A 14946-nucleotide genomic window follows, 5' to 3' on the forward strand; every position below is an offset into this window, starting at 1 on the left:
GCGATGGCGGTTTACACCGACGTCGCCGCCGAAGACCTCGCGGAGTTCCTGAAGGGCTACGACATCGGCGAGTTGCTCTCCTACAAGGGCATCGCGGAGGGTGTCGAGAACTCCAACTTCCTGCTGCATACCAGCAAGGGCGCCTTCATCCTCACGCTCTATGAAAAGCGCGTGGCGGTGGACGACCTGCCGTACTTCCTGTCGCTGATGGCGCATCTGGCCGAGCGCGGCGTGCGCTGTCCGCAGCCCGCCAGAAACCGCAAGGGCGAGGTCTACAGCGAACTGGCCGGGCGTCCCGCGGCGATCATCAACTTCCTCGAAGGCATGTGGCCGCGCCGGCCCAACGCCGCGCATTGCACCGGCGTCGGCGAGGCGCTGGCAAAGATGCATGTGGCGGGCCGCGACTTCCCGATGTTCCGCAAGAACTCGCTGTCGGTGGAGGGCTGGCGGCCGCTGTTCGATCTCGCCGCACCGCGCGCCGACAGCGTCGCGCCTGGTTTGCAGGACTTCATCGCGCGCGAGCTCGATCACCTCGAGGCGCGCTGGCCGAAAGATCTGCCGCTCGGCGTCATCCACGCCGACCTGTTTCCCGACAATGTCTTCTTCCTCGGCGACAAACTGTCCGGCCTGATCGACTTCCCGTTTTCCTGCAACGACATCCTGGCCTACGACGTCGCGATCTGCCTGAATGCGTGGTGTTTTGAGCCGGATCATTCGTTCAACGTCACCAAAGCGCGCGCGCTGCTCAACGCCTATGGCCGCGAGCGGCAATTGTCTGAAGCCGAGCAGGAAGCGCTGCCGCTGCTGGCGCGCGGCTCGGCGCTGCGCTTCCTGCTGACGCGGCTGGTCGATTTTCTCAACGTGCCGCGGGGCGCGCTGGTGAAACCGAAGGACCCGCTCGAATACGTCCGCAAGCTGCGCTTCCACCAGAGCGTTTCCAGCGTGCGCGATTACGGTCTGACCCAGCCCGGATTTGTCGCTTGAGCGAATTGCCTCACGTGACGGTTTTCACCGACGGCGCCTGCTCGGGCAACCCCGGCCCCGGCGGATGGGGCGCGATTCTGAGGTTCGGCGATAAAGAGAAAGAACTGAAGGGCGGCGAGCCGCACACCACCAACAACCGCATGGAGCTGATGGCTGCGATCTCGGCGCTGGAAGCACTGAAGAAGCCGTGCGTAGTCGATCTCACCACCGATAGCCAGTATGTCCGCCAGGGCATCAGCGGCTGGATCCATGGCTGGAAGCGGAACGGCTGGCGCACCGCGGACAAGAAGCCGGTCAAGAACGTCGACCTCTGGCAGCGCCTCGACATGGCGCTAAAGCCGCACGAGGTGCGCTGGCACTGGATCAGGGGCCACGCCGGCCACGCCGAAAACGAGCGCGCCGATCAATTGGCGCGCGAGGGCGTGGCGATGGCGAGGCTGCAGGAGAGAGTGGGGAAGTAGGGCGCCTCTCTTCCCCTCTCCCCTTGTGGGAGAGGGTGGATCAATCGCACAAAGCGCGATTGAGACGGGTGAGGGTTCTCTCCGCGGGTATGCATCCCTAGTCTGAAACGTCTGCGTGTGCGGAGAGAACCCCTCATCCGGCGCTTCGCGCCACCTTCTCCCACAAGGGGAGAAGGGAACGGGGCGTCCATCCATCGTCATTGCGAGGAGCGAAGCGACGAAGCAATCCATGCTTTGCTTCAGCGCGCGGAGAGATGGATTGCTTCGCTTCGCTCGCAATGACGGAGGAAGTTACAACTGCTCCAGCAGCGTATCGCCGCCGGAAACTTCGACCTTGCCCGGCGCGGGCTCGAGGTTGAGCTTCTTCACCACGCCGTCTTCCACCAGCATCGAATAGCGCTTGGAACGGATGCCGAGGCCATTGCCGGAGGCATCGAGCTCCATGCCGATCGCCTTTGTGAAGTCGGCATTGCCGTCGGCGAGGAATACGGCTTCGTCGCGCTGGTCGGTGTCGCGCTTCCACGCATTCATGACGAAGGCGTCGTTGACGGAGACGATGGCGATGGTGTTCACGCCCTTGTCCTTGATGGCATAGGCGTTGAGGAAGATGCTCGGCAGGTGCATCTTGTGGCAGGTGCCGGTATAGGCGCCGGGCACCGCGAACAGCGCCACCTTCTTGCCCTTGAAAATGTCATCGGTGGTCTTGACCTGCGGGCCTTCCGCCGTCATCACGCGAAACTTGGCTTCCGGCAGCTTGTCGCCAACTTGGATCGTCATCGTCAATTCTCCCTCAATGTGCGGTGTGTGCCTTATAGCGTTTTCGAGCGAAGTGGGTACCGGTTCGCGTGAAGAAAACGCGTTAAAATAACAATCTGGAGCGAACGCTCCAGACCGGGCAGGTGAACGGCACAATATTCAGGGAAGGAGAAACGGCAACAGTCGAGACCGTTCACGCTTGCGTCATCACGGTGAAAAGCCGCCTTCATCGAGGAATGCCTGCTCCTCCGGCGTGGTGGGGCGGCCCAGAAGGTGGTTGCGGTGGGGAAAGCGACCGAAGCGCCGGATGATATCGGCGTGGTGCTCGGCCCATTTCAGGCTCTCGGTATGGCCGGCCGCGCGTGACAGCTCGATGCAGCGCAACTGGTCGCCCAGGTGCTCCGAATGCATGAACGGCAGATAGAGGAATTCGCGCAAAGCGGGATCGATCCGCGCGTCGACGCCGTGATCGACGGCGCGGTGCGCCACCTCACGGGCGAGGCGGTCGCTGGCATAGGTCCTGATGTCGCCGCGGAACATGTTGCGGGGAAACTGGTCGAGCACGATGACGAGCGCCAGCGCGCCGTCATCGCTCGTTTCCCACGACGATAGCTCGCCGGCCGCCGCTCTCTGCCAAAGGCTGAGAAAGCGCCGGCACACCTCCGCATCGAAAACGTCGTCGCGCGTGTACCAGCGATCAGGGCCGGCGTCGCGCCAGAAGGCCAGAATGTCGGCTGGCGCGACGTTAGTCTCCGTCATGTCGAGAGGTCCGCCTGCGCCTTACGCCGCGGCCTTCTTCTCGTCGCGCAGTTCGCGGCGCAGGATCTTGCCGACATTGGTCTTGGGCAAATCGGTCCTGAACTCGATCTGCTTGGGGACCTTGTAGGCGGTGAGCTGCGTGGCGCAGTACTTGATGACGTCATCGGCCGTGAGGTTTGGGTCTTTCTTGACGATGAAGGCCTTGACCGCCTCGCCCGACTTCGAATCCGCCACACCGATCACGGCGCATTCGAGCACGCCTGGATGCCCTGCGATCACTTCCTCGATCTCGTTCGGATAGACGTTGAAGCCCGAGACCAGGATCATGTCCTTCTTGCGGTCGACGATCTTGGTGTAGCCGCGTTCGTCCATGACGCCGATGTCGCCGGTGCGGAAGAAGCCGTCCGCGGTCATCACGTTCGCGGTCTCTTCCGGCCGATTCCAGTAGCCGGCCATCACCTGCGGTCCCTTGGCGCAGATCTCGCCGGGCTCGCCGAGCGGCACTTCCTTGCCGTCGTCGTCGCGGATCGAGATGTAGGTCGAGGGCACGGGAATACCAATTGAGCCGGAGAACTGATCGGCGTCGGCGGGGTTGCAGGTCAGCGTCGGCGAGGTCTCGGACAGGCCGTAGCCTTCCGACAGCGCGCAGCCGGTGACCTTCAGCCACTTCTCGGCGACCGCCTTTTGCGTCGCCATGCCGCCGCCGAACGAGGTCTTCAGCTTGGAGAAGTCGACCTTGTCGAACCCGGGCGCGTTGAGCAGGGCGTTGTAGAGCGTGTTGACCGCCGGGAAGCTGTTGACCTGGTACTTCATCAATTCCTTGATGAAGCCCGGTATATCGCGCGGATTCGGAATCAACAGGTTGACGCCGCCGGCCCGCACCGCCAGCAGGAAGCACGCGGTCAGCGCGAAGATATGATAGAGCGGCAGCGCGCAGACGACGAAGAGTTGGTCGACATGCGGCGACTTCTTCAGCGCCGGCTGCAACCAGGCGTCGTTCTGCAGCACGTTGGCGAGGATGTTCTTGTGCTGCAGCGTCGCGCCCTTGGAGACGCCGGTGGTGCCGCCGGTATATTGCAGGAAAGCGACGTCATCACGCGTCAGTTGTGGCTTGCTGAGCTTCATGCTGCGGCCGGCAGAGAGCGCATCGTTGAACGAGACGGAGCCTGGAAGCGACCACGCCGGCACCATCTTCTTCACCTTGCGCACGACGAGATTGACGATTACGCCCTTGAAGCCGAGCAGGTCGCCCATGCTGCCGACGATCACGTGCTTCACGGATGTCTTCGCGATCACCTGCTGCACCGTGGTGGCGAAATTCTCCAGCACGATGATCGCTTCGGCGCCGGAATCCTTGAGCTGATGCTCGAGCTCGCGCGGGGTGTAGAGCGGATTGACATTCACCACGGCATATCCCGCGCGCAGCACGGCGGCGGTCGAAACCGGATATTGCAGCACGTTCGGCATCATCAGCGCGACGCGGGCGCCCTTTTGCAGGCCCTTGCTCTGCAGATAGGCGCCGAGCGCCTGGGACATCTCGTCGAGGTCGCGGTAGCTGATCGACTTGTCCATGCAGATGAACGCCTTGCGATCGGCGAACTTCTTGAAGCTTTCTTCCAACAGCTCGACCAGCGATGAGTACTGGGTGACGTCGATATCGGCTGGCACGCCGGCCGGATATTGCTTGAGCCAGATCCGCTCCATGGTATCTCCCCTCTGCTTGTTTCCCTGTTTCTCGGCCGGGCATGCCTTGTTTTTGGCAGTATTGTGAATGCCGCCGCCGATGGCAAGCGGCTGCGCGCTCTCGACGCATTTCGGCGATCTGGAATCGTTCGGCCGAACGGCAGGAAAGCTGCCTAATTACGTGGCTCCGCGGCCCGTTAACCAGCCGGCTTGTTTTCGCCTTTGGGTTTAGCGGCGGCGTTTGGCTTGGCCGGCTTCGGCGCGGGCTTGTCTCCGACGGCCGCGGGCTTGGCGGCTGCGGGTTGGACGGCTGGCTTTCTTTCAGCCGAAGCAGCCGGCTTTTTCTCAGCCGAGGCGGCCGGCTTGGCGGCAGCATCCGGTTTGGCGTTTGCGTGCCTGACGGCAGCAGGCTTGGCTGCCGGCTTTGCGTTGGCTTCAGCCTTGGGCGCTGCCGCGGCGTCGGGCTTCTTCGCGGCAATCTTCGACTTCTTGCCGCGCTTTGCGGACGCCTGCTTTTCAGCCTCCGCCGCAACGGCGGCGATCAATGCGGGGCCGGTCTTGGTTGGACCGGTATAGACCGGAACAGGCTCGGACGGCTCCGCCGCAGCCGCCAGCAGATCCGCAGGTTTGACCGGGTGGTTCTGCAGCCCCGCCGTGAAGAAGTTCACCGCGGTCTCGCCAGTCGAAGTGTTGCCGTTGCTGGCGACGATGTCCGGGTCCTCATCGGTAGCCGGCCGCTTGCGCTTGCCGTTGCACATCTCGTCGCGCAGGTTCGGCGGCGTCGCATCGACCGGAACCAGTTTGTCGACGGTGCCAAGCGCGGGCGTCAGCCAGCTCAGTCCGTTGCCGAAGCCGCGCTCCAGCAATTGCGCCGCGCGCACTGCGCGCGCTTGGCCTGAGGATGCCCCGAGCACGACGGCGATCAGCCGCTTGCCGTTGCGCGTCGCGGACGCAACCAGATTGTAGCCGGAAGCGCAGATGAAGCCGGTCTTGAAACCGTCGGCGCCGGGATAGCGCCCGATCAGCTTGTTGAAATTCTGCGTCACCCTGCGGCCGTAGCGGATCGAGGGGATCTGCATGAAGTATTCGTACTCGGGCAGGTCGCGAATGACGGCGCGTGCCAGCATCGCGAGATCGCGCGCCGACGTGATCTGTCCGTCCGCGGGCAGGCCGTTGGGATTGACATAGCTCGTCTGCGTCATGCCGAGCCGCAAGGCGGTCTGGTTCATCATCGCCGAGAAACCGTCGACCGAGCCGCCGACGCCTTCGGCGAGCACCACGGCCATGTCGTTGGCCGACTTCACCATCATCATCTTGAGCGCGTTATCGACGGTGACCTGGGTGCCCGGAGGAAAGCCCATCTTGGACGGCGACTGCGAGGCGGCGACCGGCGACACCGTCAAGAGCGTGTCGAGCGACAGTCGTCCTTCCTTGACCGCCTTCAGCGTGACGTAAGCCGTCATGATCTTGGTCACCGAGGCGGGATACCAGGGCATGGTGGCATTGTCGGCCTGCAGCACCTTGCCGGTATCGGCTTCGACCACCAACAGCGCTTCGGCGTGCACGGCGCGCGGCGTTATGACGGCAAGCGCCGTCGCCAGCAAAATCAGGTTCAATGAGGAAGCGCGAAGCAACGGGCGAAGAAGATGCACTTTTCCGTTCCGGTCCTTTGAGACCCGCCTTCGAAAAGGAGAGGTCCTTAAATCAAATGTTCGGGTTTCAAGCGTGTCCGGCGCCGTCGCATTGCGGCAGGTCGCAAACCTATACCGGCTTGGCGATTCAGAACAGAGGCCCGGCGATTTAATCGTGGACGAAGTTGGCGCAATTTCGGCGATAGTTGAACCGTAACAGATGCTTGCCGGCCTATTTAACCTCGATGCCGGCCCGGGCATTCTCCTGCACCATGAACTGGGCCTTGGCGAGTTCCGCGAAGCGACCGCCCATGGCCACCAGTTCATCGAAAGTTCCACTTTCGATCACCCGCCCGTTGTCGAACATCAGAATGCGGGTCGCGTTGCGAATGGTCGAAAGCCGGTGCGCGATCACAAAGGTGGTGCGGCCCTTCATCACCTCGTCGAGCGCCGCGTTGACCTTGGCCTCGGTGACGGTGTCGAGCGCGCTGGTCGCCTCGTCGAGGATCAGGATCGGCGGGTCTTTCAGCAGCGCACGGGCGATCGACAGGCGCTGCCGCTCGCCGCCGGATAGCATCCGGCCGCGCTCGCCGGCATGGGTCTCGAATTTCTTCTCGCTGCGCTCGATGAACTCCAGCGCCTGGGCGCGGCTTGCGGCGACGCGCATTTCCTCATCGGTCGCGTCCGGCTTGCCGACGCGCAGATTGTCCGCGATCGAGCGGTTGAACAGCAGCGCCTCCTGGAACACCACGCCGATGTTCCGCCGCAGCGCCGTCAGCTTCAACGCGCGAATGTCCATGCCGTCGATCTTGATGATGCCGGACTGCGGATCGAAGGCGCGGTGCAACAGCGCAATCGCCGTCGACTTGCCGGCGCCGGTCGGGCCGACGAGGGCGATGGTCTGCCCGGGCAGAGCGGTAAACGAAACGTCTTCGACCGCGGGCCGTTTGCCGTCATAGGAAAACGATACGTCGTGGAATTCGACGAGCCCGGAAAGCCGGCCGGTATCGACCGCTCCGGGCCGGTCGCGCACCGCGGGTACAGCGTCCAGCACGTCGAAGAATTCCTGCAGCCTTGGGGCCTCCATGAACACGCTGTTGATAAAGCTCACCACCTGTTCCAGCTTCTGGATCAGCATGGTTGCGAAGCTCACGAACATCACGATCTCGCCGACCGTCGTCTGCCCCTGCGCGTGCAGGTAGATGCCGACGGTAAAGATCGCGAGCACGGTGATGGTGGTGGAAGCGCGGGTGATGACGGTGACCAGCGCCCACCAGCCGAGCACCGGCATCTGCGCGGCGAGCAGCTTGTCGGCGACGAAACGCAGGCCCTGAACTTCGGCATCGATCCGTACGAAGCTCTGCACCAGCGCGACGTTGCCAAGTGCATCAGACGCGCGCGCCGAGAGATCGCTGTACTGCGCCTCGACGTCGCTCTGCATGCCGTAGGTCTTGCGGACGACAAACGTGGTCAGCGCCGTGAACACCACGCACAGGACGAACAACAGGATCGCCAGCCGCCAGTTGATGTAAAGCGCGAGCGGCAGCAGCACGACCAGCGAGAGAATCGCCGCAAAATGCTCGCGGAAGAAGGCAAGCCAGAGCCGCCACAGCGCGTCGGTGCCGTTCAGCATCACCTTCATCAGCCGCCCGGAATGGGTGCCGGTATGGAAGGTCAGCGGCAGTTGCATGATGTGCTCGAAGTAATCGGTCAGCACCACCTGGCGCTGGCGGTGTGCCAGCTTGTCGGCGTGGAGCGCGACGAGCGCGCTGCACGCGATGGTGAACAGGCCGAATACAACCCAGGCGGCCAGCAGCGGCCAGGCCGAGTTCGAGGCCAGCGGCCCGCTCTGCGGCTTGCCCGAGAGCACGTCGACGATCTTGCCGAACAGCACCGGCTCGGCGAATTGCGCCCCGGCCAGCAGGAGATTGGCGACGGCGAGAATCCAGCCCAGCCGCGCCTCCTTGCCAAGCAGCTCAAGGACACGGGTGTAAAGGCGCAGCATGGACATCAGATGAGGACTCGCAAGGCGATTCAATCGCCCATTGTAAACAGGGATCGCTCGGGACGACTAGTGAGGCAGGCGCATTCGTCAGGAGTGAGGTAGGCGACTTCGGCAGGCAGTTGAGCAAGCGGCACCCCTCTCCCTAACCCTCCCCCGCAAGGGGGGAGGGAACCCATCCGCCGGTGCTTCCCTTACGTGTTTGCAACTTCAGCACAGCAACGCGAAGTGAGGTGAGCACGCTGATCAGGCTCCCTCCCCCTTGCGGGGGAGGGCTGGGGAGAGGGGTAAGCCGCGGGCACTGGCGGAAGAAGAAGCCGCCACTCAATTAATCAGCCGGCTGTTGAGCGGGGGCAGGAACTGGTCGTCGAAAATGTCGGAGGCCTGCGGCCGTTTCTGAAACTTGAAGTCGTCCGCGACCTGATCTATCGAGCGTTCGAAGCGGGCCGGATCGATAGCGCCGATGCCGTTGCGTTTCACTTCGCTGGTCAGGACGTAGTCGCGCAGGATGCTTTGCAGCCGCTCGAGTTCGAGGTCCTTCGAGCCGCCGTCCATGCGATTTGCGACCTCGGTCGCGGCGCGTTCGGGGTCCTTGACCGTGAGATGCAACCCGCCGATGACGGCCCGCACGAATCCTTTCACCGCCTCGGGCTTGGCGGCCGCCAGCGCCGGATTGGCGATAATGGCGAAACCGTAGGCTTCACAGCCATAGTCGGCGAATTTCAGCACCGCCAGATCGTCGGCAGGCACGCCGCGATCCCTGAGATTGATCGCCGACAGATAGGAGAAGCCGGTCACGGCATCGATCTGGCCCGCCGACAGCATCGGCTCGCGCACCGCGGCACTGATGCTGCTCTGCTTCACGCTCTTGATCTTGATGCTGTTCTGGTGCGCTACCGCCGGCCACAGCCGGCCCGACAGGTCGCCTTCGGCGACGCCGAGAGTCTTGCCCTCAATGTCGGTCAGCGCGCGGATGCCGCGGCTCTTGCGGGCGATGATGGCATAGGGCGCCTTGTTGAACAGCACGAACACGGCCTTGATCCGCGGGCCACCTTGCTTGTCCTTGTCGCGAAACCGCATCAATGCGTTGACGTCGACGACGGCAAAATCGCTGGTGCCGGCCGCGACGCGCGCAATCGCGTCCGGCGATCCGCTGGCGATGTTGATCGTGACCGCAAGCGCCTCAGCGCTGAACAGGCCGCCGGCAGCCGCCATCACGAACGGCGCCGCCGCGGCATCGATCGGACGATCCAGCGAAAACTGGATTGCGAGCGGAGGCCGAGGTTCGTCGGCGGCGAGGGCGCTATTCGCTGAGAAGCCCGCAATGGCGCACAGCCCGGCAAGGAAAGCCAAGAGAACGCCCAGGCGAGAGCGGATGGCGTTGGTCCTGATCGCACGCATCGAGATGACATCAGCAAGAGGTGGGACAAGTTGCCGCGCCGGTGATGTCGGTTTCGTGACATCGCCAACGGCAGACTTGGCCTTTAGGCGAGCTATTGTGCAGCATCTAACCTGAATGGTCGATGACTGCCACGATTTTGCCAGGGATCGTTCAGCCGCCGTTCGGATTCGGGAACCTAGTATCCGTTCGGTGGTTAGCTATCGAAGGCCTGTCAGGCCAGCTCCCACGGAGGATGTCGAGATGTTTGCGCAAAAGGGTGTGTTTTCATCGATCGGCCGCGCCGGCGCGGTGGCGACGGCTGTGGCCGTTGCACTGACGGCAGTCGCGCCGACGACCACGGCATTCGCGGGCTCCGCACCGTCGAGCAAGGGCGTGACGGCCTCGACCGGGACCAGCGACGCGACCGATATCAGCGCCCGCCGCAGGTACTATCGCGGTGGCGGTGGCGCGGCGGCAGCGGCGGCCTTTGCCGGCATCGTCGGTACGGGACTTGCGATTGCGGCCACCCAGAACCGCCGCGATTACTACTATGATCGCGGCTATGGCTATTATGGTGGCGGCCCGGTCTATTACGGTAGCCCGTATTATTACCGGCCTCGCGCCTACTATTACGGCGGCGGCCCCTACTATGGCGGCTGGTAAACGCGACCGCTAAAATGGCATCCGTTCAATATGAATCCACCGGCCACCCCCGGCCGGTGGATTTTTTTATGGTTGCAGAGGTGGCCGTTAACACGCCGGCCATGGCTTTGCATTAGGCTCGAAGAATGAGTGATTCGCTCGAACGGCTTTATCAGGCTGTCCTCGCGGCCAGGGATCTCGATCCGGCAACGTCGCGCACGGCCCGGCTGTTTCAGCGCGGCCCCTCCAAGATGGCCAAGAAGCTCGCCGAGGAAGCCATCGAAGTCGTGATCGATGCCGTCAGCGGCAAGGCCGACGCGGTGGTCCGCGAGAGTGCCGACCTGCTCTATAACCTGACCGTGCTGTGGGCATCGGCCGGCGTGAAGCCGGAGGACGTCTGGCGCGAAATGGAGCGGCGCGAGGACCTGCTGGGCATTGCCGAAAAGCTGCCAAAGCCCGTCAAGTCGCCGAAAACGGCGCCAACCAAGCCGCTGCCCAAGGCAGCGGCAGGCCCCGCAGTCCGGCGGCGAATTGTCGCGCTGGAAGGCCGTTCTGTACGCAAGCGGTAGTAAATCCCCTCAAAATCCGTCGTTTTCCGGCATGGACAAATCCGCTCCATGATGGTTCATGCGCCCATGCTCAAACGGACCTACGATTGGTGTATCAACGCCGCCGACAAGCCCTATGCGCTTTGGATCATGGCGGCTGTGTCGTTCGCGGAAAGCTCGTTCTTCCCGATCCCGCCCGACATCATGCTGCTGCCGATGTCGCTGGCGCAGCCGAAGAAGGCGTGGTGGTTTGCGACCGTCTGTACCATCGCATCCGTTGCCGGCGGCGTGGTCGGTTACGCCATCGGTGCGTTGCTCTATGACTCGGTCGGGCACTGGCTGATCACGGTCTACGGTCTCAGCGACAAGGTCGAAACCTTCCGCGCCTCCTATGCCGAATGGGGCGCGGTGATCATCCTGCTGAAGGGGCTGACGCCGATCCCCTACAAGCTCGTCACGATCACCTCGGGGTTTGCCGGCTACAACATCTGGCTGTTCATCCTGTGCTCGATCGTGGCGCGCGGCGGACGGTTCTTCGTGGTCGCGGTCCTGCTCAACCGCTATGGCGACGCGATCCGGGCCGAGCTGGAAAAGCGCCTCGGCACCTGGGTGGCCATCGGTGCCATCGTCCTGGTGTTCGGCTTTTACGCCGCGTTCAAGCTGGTCTAGGCTTTGCCGGCATCCCGGCTTCAAGCTACGTTTCGTTCCATGCCCGATCGAATCGGCCGTTTGATCAAGCTATTCGGGACGCAACGCGCGACCGTTGGGCTCGTTGCATCCGTGCTTGCGATCGCTCCTGATGCCGGCTGGTCGCAAGGCGCGCCGCAGCCCTCGCTCGGCCTGCAGTCGCCGGCCCCGCAGCCGGTGCCGGCTCAGCCTGAGCGGCAGCAGAGTGAGCCGCAGCAAGCGCCGCGCCAGGAAAATCCCGGCCTGATCAACGAAATCGAAAAGCTGTTCGAGAAATCCAAATCGCTGCTGCCGCCGCTGAAGAGCCCAAGCGAGACCATCGACGATCTCAACGCCGGCGCCAAGGGTGCCGGCGACAGCCTGTCGAACATCGCCAGGCCATCAGTCATGGTGAGTGGGCGTGCGGCGTGTCTGGTGGCGGCCAACGGTGCGCCGGACTGCAAGGCCGGCGCCGACCGGCTGTGCCAGAGCAAGGGCTACAAGGAAGGCAAGAGCCTCGATACCGACGCGGCCGAAAAATGCTCGCCGAAAGTGTTCCTGCCCGGCTACAAGCGGCAGTCTGGCGACTGCAAGACGGAAAATTACGTGACGAGGGCGCTCTGCCAGTAGAGGTCGTTCCGTCATCTCGCAGCGCCAAAACGCAATACTTGACACTGGAAAGATTGCCTTGTTGGTTGGTATGACGCCTGGCATCTCTAGAGCCAAATCGCTTGCCTGAATAACCAGAGGATCGCTTCGAATGTCCATGCCCGCGCTGTTCAAGGGCCGCCTGTCGATACCCGTGATCGGGTCGCCGCTGTTCATCATTTCCGTGCCCGATCTCGTGATCGCCCAGTGCAAGGCCGGCGTGGTCGGATCGTTTCCGGCGCTGAATGCGCGGCCGGCTTCGCTGCTCGACGAATGGCTGGCGCGGATCACCGAAGAGCTCGCAGCCTACGACAAGGCGCATCCGGAGCGGCCGTCGGCGCCGTTTGCGGTGAACCAGATCGTTCACAAATCCAACAACCGGCTCGATCACGATCTTGCGGCCTGCGAGAAGTACAAGGTGCCGATGCTGATCACCTCGCTCGGCGCGCGCGAGGATCTCAACCAGGCGGCGCACAATTGGGGCGGCATCGTCTTCCACGACGTGATCAACCAGAAATTCGCGCACAAGGCGATCGAGAAGGGCGCCGACGGCCTGATCCTAGTGGCGGCCGGCGCCGGCGGCCATGCCGGCACGATCTCGCCGCTCGCCTTCGTCGAGGAAACGCGCGCCTGGTTCGACGGACCGATCGCGCTGTCGGGCGCGATCGCCAACGGCCGCGCCATCCGTGCGGCGCGCATCCTCGGTGCCGACTTCGCCTATATCGGCTCCGCCTTCATCGCGACCCAGGAAGCCAACGCGGTCGAAGCCTACAAGGAGATGATCACGTCGTCGTCGGCGGAAGACATCGTCTATTCGAACCTGTTCACCGGCGTGCACGGCAATTACCTCAAGCCGTCGATCGTCAAGGCCGGGCTCAATCCCGACGACCTGCCGACCTCCGATCCCTCGAAGATGAGTTTTGGCACCGACGCCTCCGGCGAGCGCGCCAAGCCGAAGGCATGGAAGGAGATCTGGGGCAGCGGCCAAGGTATTGGCGGCATCGGCAAGGTGGTGCCGGCCGCCGAGTTGATCGCGCGGTTCAAGAAGGAATATGACGAGGCGGTCGACCCCGCATTGTAAGGCGTCGTGCGGAGCGCGCCCCGTCGTGGATGCGACGGAGGATCGGTGATGGCCGGACAGGATCTGAGCGCCCATGTTGCGCTGGTAACGGGCGCGTCCCGCGGCATTGGCGCGGCGATTGCGCGGATGCTTGCGGAAGCTGGCGCCGCGGTTGCGGTCAATTACCGCGAGCGCGCCGCCGACGCCGACGCGGTTGTCGCTGACATCAAGGCTGCCGGCGGCCGCGCCATCGCGGTCGCCGCCGACGTCTCGCAGGCCGCATCCGTTGCCGGCCTGGTCGAACAGGTCGCCGCCGCACTCGGCCCGATCGACATTCTCGTCAACAATGCCGGCTTAGCTATCGTGCGCGGCGTCGACGATCTCACCGAGGACGATTTCGACCGGACCATTACCGTAAACCTGAAATCGGCGTTCCTGTGCACGCAGGCCGTGCTGCCGGCGATGCGGGCGCGCAAATGGGGCCGCATCGTCAACATCTCGTCCGGCGCGGCGCGCGGCGCCGGCGCGATCGGCGTGCACTACAATGCCTCCAAGGCCGGCATGGAAGGACTGACGCGCGGTTACGCGGCGCGGCTCGTCAAGGAAGGCATCACCGTCAACGCGGTGGCGCCGTCGCTGATCGAGACCGACATGATGGGCGGCCGGACGGATCTGGCGCGCAACATCCCGCTCGGCCGGATGGGCCGGGCCGAGGAAGTCGCGCAAGCCGTCGCGATGGTGCTCGGCAACAGCTACATGACCGGGCAGACCATCGTCCTCAATGGCGGCATGGCGTTCATTTGATGCGCCGCCTTGCTCGCCGTCTCCCGCGAATGGCGCACGGTGCTCTGCCTGCCGCGGGCTCGACTCGTTCCGCCGAAGCAGGCAAGAAGCTCGTCCCTTGATCGACAGGATCTCTCATTCAATGGACGGCATTTTTCGCGTTGACGGCAACGACGTCGTCACCAGCCCGTTTGCCGCGGGACCATGGGACCCAAGCATGCAGCACGGCTCGCCGCCGGCGGCGCTGGTGGTGTGGGCGGCGGAGCGGATTCCGACGCCGGTCACGATGCGGGTTGCACGCGTCACCGTGGACCTGATGCGTCCCGTGCCGGTGGGGCCGCTGACCATCGAGAGCGAAGTCTTGCGCGAGGGGCGCAAGATTCAGCTCTGCGCAGTCAGGCTACTGGCTAAAGGGGTCGTCGTGGTCGGCGCGACCGTGCTGAAGATCAAGGTGCAGGCCCAGGAATTGCCGCTAGAGGCCGCGATCCTGCCGGTCGAGCTGCCGGGGCCGGATCGATCGCGCGTCGAGCCCGCGGATTTTTCCTCCAGCCCGTTCGTATCAGGCATGTCGCTGCGCGCCGCGCGCGGCCGCTTCGGCGAGCCCGGTCCCGGTGCGATCTGGTACCGCGTCGACCGGCCGATCGTGGAAGGCGCAGCCGTTTCGCAGGCAATGCGGGCGATGGCGGCGGCGGATTTCTGCAACGGCACCTCGGCCGTGCTGGATTTCCGCGCGTGGACCTTTCTCAATGCCGACCTGACCGTGAATTTTGCCCGTGAGCCTGTCGGCGATTGGATCCTGCTCGATGCCGAGTCCTGGATCGGTCCAGATGGCGCGGGGCTGGCAATGGCGCGGCTCGCCGACGAGCGCGGTTATTTCGGCCGCGCCATCCAGAGCCTTGTCATCGAGAAGCGCTGACTGCGTGGGGTCGGTACGTAAAGGGA

Annotated in this window: 15 protein-coding genes; 9 read left to right on the top strand and 6 right to left on the bottom strand. The window is 63.8% G+C overall.

Translation table 11 applies throughout. The features are described from left to right. Positions 1–3: 3 nt before the first annotated feature. Both V1290_RS22620 and rnhA read left to right on the top strand, forming a co-directional pair. Positions 4–984 carry a homoserine kinase gene (locus V1290_RS22620; protein ID WP_334366436.1) on the top strand — a complete coding sequence of 327 codons (981 nt, stop codon included), beginning with the start codon at positions 4–6 and terminating at the stop codon, positions 982–984. Further along, the gene (gene rnhA, locus V1290_RS22625; RefSeq protein ID WP_057844385.1) at positions 981–1445 is read left to right on the top strand and encodes a ribonuclease HI; all 465 of its coding nucleotides are present in this window, start codon (positions 981–983) and stop codon (positions 1443–1445) included. The genes V1290_RS22620 and rnhA overlap by 4 nt, the downstream gene beginning before the upstream one ends. Before the next feature lie 291 nt (positions 1446–1736). Here the strand turns inward: rnhA and V1290_RS22630 are convergent, their stop codons facing one another. From V1290_RS22630 to V1290_RS22655, 6 genes are all read right to left on the bottom strand, one after another. Next, entirely contained in the window at positions 1737–2222 is a 486-nt protein-coding gene (locus V1290_RS22630) for a peroxiredoxin (protein ID WP_334366437.1), read from the bottom strand. Positions 2223–2408: 186 nt separating this feature from the next. Next, positions 2409–2960, bottom strand: a complete 552-nt coding sequence (locus V1290_RS22635) for a DUF924 family protein (RefSeq protein WP_334366438.1) — start codon at positions 2958–2960, stop codon at positions 2409–2411. Between the two features lie 21 nt (positions 2961–2981). Beyond that, positions 2982–4664 (bottom strand): long-chain fatty acid--CoA ligase, encoded by a 1683-nt coding sequence (locus V1290_RS22640; RefSeq protein ID WP_334366439.1) that lies wholly within the window; start codon positions 4662–4664, stop codon positions 2982–2984. Between the two features lie 176 nt (positions 4665–4840). Continuing rightward, positions 4841–6295, bottom strand: coding sequence for a D-alanyl-D-alanine carboxypeptidase family protein (locus tag V1290_RS22645; protein WP_334366440.1), 1455 nt, complete (start codon positions 6293–6295; stop codon positions 4841–4843). 211 nt (positions 6296–6506) lie between these two features. Further along, positions 6507–8285 (bottom strand): glucan ABC transporter ATP-binding protein/ permease, encoded by a 1779-nt coding sequence (locus V1290_RS22650; protein WP_334366441.1) that lies wholly within the window; start codon positions 8283–8285, stop codon positions 6507–6509. Positions 8286–8600: 315 nt separating this feature from the next. Then, a complete protein-coding gene (locus V1290_RS22655; RefSeq protein ID WP_334366442.1) occupies positions 8601–9677 on the bottom strand; it encodes an ABC transporter substrate-binding protein in 1077 nt (358 codons plus the stop codon). Positions 9678–9918: 241 nt separating this feature from the next. On the opposite strand from V1290_RS22655, the gene V1290_RS22660 reads away from it, so the two are divergent. From V1290_RS22660 to V1290_RS22690, 7 genes are all read left to right on the top strand, one after another. After that, on the top strand, positions 9919–10320 hold the full coding sequence (locus V1290_RS22660; RefSeq protein WP_334366443.1) for a hypothetical protein: 402 nt from the start codon (positions 9919–9921) through the stop codon (positions 10318–10320). 125 nt (positions 10321–10445) lie between these two features. Beyond that, complete coding sequence (hisE, locus tag V1290_RS22665; RefSeq protein WP_334366444.1) at positions 10446–10868, top strand: phosphoribosyl-ATP diphosphatase; 423 nt, start codon at positions 10446–10448, stop codon at positions 10866–10868. Between the two features lie 66 nt (positions 10869–10934). After that, positions 10935–11516 carry a YqaA family protein gene (locus tag V1290_RS22670; RefSeq protein ID WP_334366445.1) on the top strand — a complete coding sequence of 194 codons (582 nt, stop codon included), beginning with the start codon at positions 10935–10937 and terminating at the stop codon, positions 11514–11516. Positions 11517–11555: 39 nt separating this feature from the next. Further along, positions 11556–12143 (top strand): hypothetical protein, encoded by a 588-nt coding sequence (locus V1290_RS22675; RefSeq protein WP_334366446.1) that lies wholly within the window; start codon positions 11556–11558, stop codon positions 12141–12143. A 130-nt stretch (positions 12144–12273) separates the two neighbouring features. Next, positions 12274–13242, top strand: a complete 969-nt coding sequence (locus V1290_RS22680) for an NAD(P)H-dependent flavin oxidoreductase (RefSeq protein ID WP_247508814.1) — start codon at positions 12274–12276, stop codon at positions 13240–13242. Positions 13243–13290: 48 nt separating this feature from the next. Continuing rightward, a complete protein-coding gene (locus tag V1290_RS22685) occupies positions 13291–14025 on the top strand; it encodes an SDR family NAD(P)-dependent oxidoreductase (protein WP_334366447.1) in 735 nt (244 codons plus the stop codon). A 121-nt stretch (positions 14026–14146) separates the two neighbouring features. Next, positions 14147–14920, top strand: a complete 774-nt coding sequence (locus tag V1290_RS22690) for a thioesterase family protein (protein WP_334366448.1) — start codon at positions 14147–14149, stop codon at positions 14918–14920. The last annotated feature ends 26 nt before the right edge of the window (positions 14921–14946 follow it).

Source organism: Bradyrhizobium sp. AZCC 1578 (assembly GCF_036924675.1).
GTDB lineage: Bacteria > Pseudomonadota > Alphaproteobacteria > Rhizobiales > Xanthobacteraceae > Bradyrhizobium.

What these genes read in the sequence shown, in the direction of transcription:
- V1290_RS22620 (WP_334366436.1), top strand. Translation starts at nt 4, where the DNA reads ATGGCGGTTTACACCGACGTCGCCGCCGAAGACCTCGCGGAGTTCCTG.
- V1290_RS22630 (WP_334366437.1), bottom strand. Translation starts at nt 2,222, where the DNA reads ATGACGATCCAAGTTGGCGACAAGCTGCCGGAAGCCAAGTTTCGCGTG.
- V1290_RS22635 (WP_334366438.1), bottom strand. Translation starts at nt 2,960, where the DNA reads ATGACGGAGACTAACGTCGCGCCAGCCGACATTCTGGCCTTCTGGCGC.
- V1290_RS22640 (WP_334366439.1), bottom strand. Translation starts at nt 4,664, where the DNA reads ATGGAGCGGATCTGGCTCAAGCAATATCCGGCCGGCGTGCCAGCCGAT.
- V1290_RS22650 (WP_334366441.1), bottom strand. Translation starts at nt 8,285, where the DNA reads ATGTCCATGCTGCGCCTTTACACCCGTGTCCTTGAGCTGCTTGGCAAG.
- V1290_RS22655 (WP_334366442.1), bottom strand. Translation starts at nt 9,677, where the DNA reads ATGCGTGCGATCAGGACCAACGCCATCCGCTCTCGCCTGGGCGTTCTC.
- V1290_RS22660 (WP_334366443.1), top strand. Translation starts at nt 9,919, where the DNA reads ATGTTTGCGCAAAAGGGTGTGTTTTCATCGATCGGCCGCGCCGGCGCG.
- hisE (WP_334366444.1), top strand. Translation starts at nt 10,446, where the DNA reads ATGAGTGATTCGCTCGAACGGCTTTATCAGGCTGTCCTCGCGGCCAGG.
- V1290_RS22670 (WP_334366445.1), top strand. Translation starts at nt 10,935, where the DNA reads ATGCTCAAACGGACCTACGATTGGTGTATCAACGCCGCCGACAAGCCC.
- V1290_RS22675 (WP_334366446.1), top strand. Translation starts at nt 11,556, where the DNA reads ATGCCCGATCGAATCGGCCGTTTGATCAAGCTATTCGGGACGCAACGC.
- V1290_RS22680 (WP_247508814.1), top strand. Translation starts at nt 12,274, where the DNA reads ATGTCCATGCCCGCGCTGTTCAAGGGCCGCCTGTCGATACCCGTGATC.
- V1290_RS22685 (WP_334366447.1), top strand. Translation starts at nt 13,291, where the DNA reads ATGGCCGGACAGGATCTGAGCGCCCATGTTGCGCTGGTAACGGGCGCG.
- V1290_RS22690 (WP_334366448.1), top strand. Translation starts at nt 14,147, where the DNA reads ATGGACGGCATTTTTCGCGTTGACGGCAACGACGTCGTCACCAGCCCG.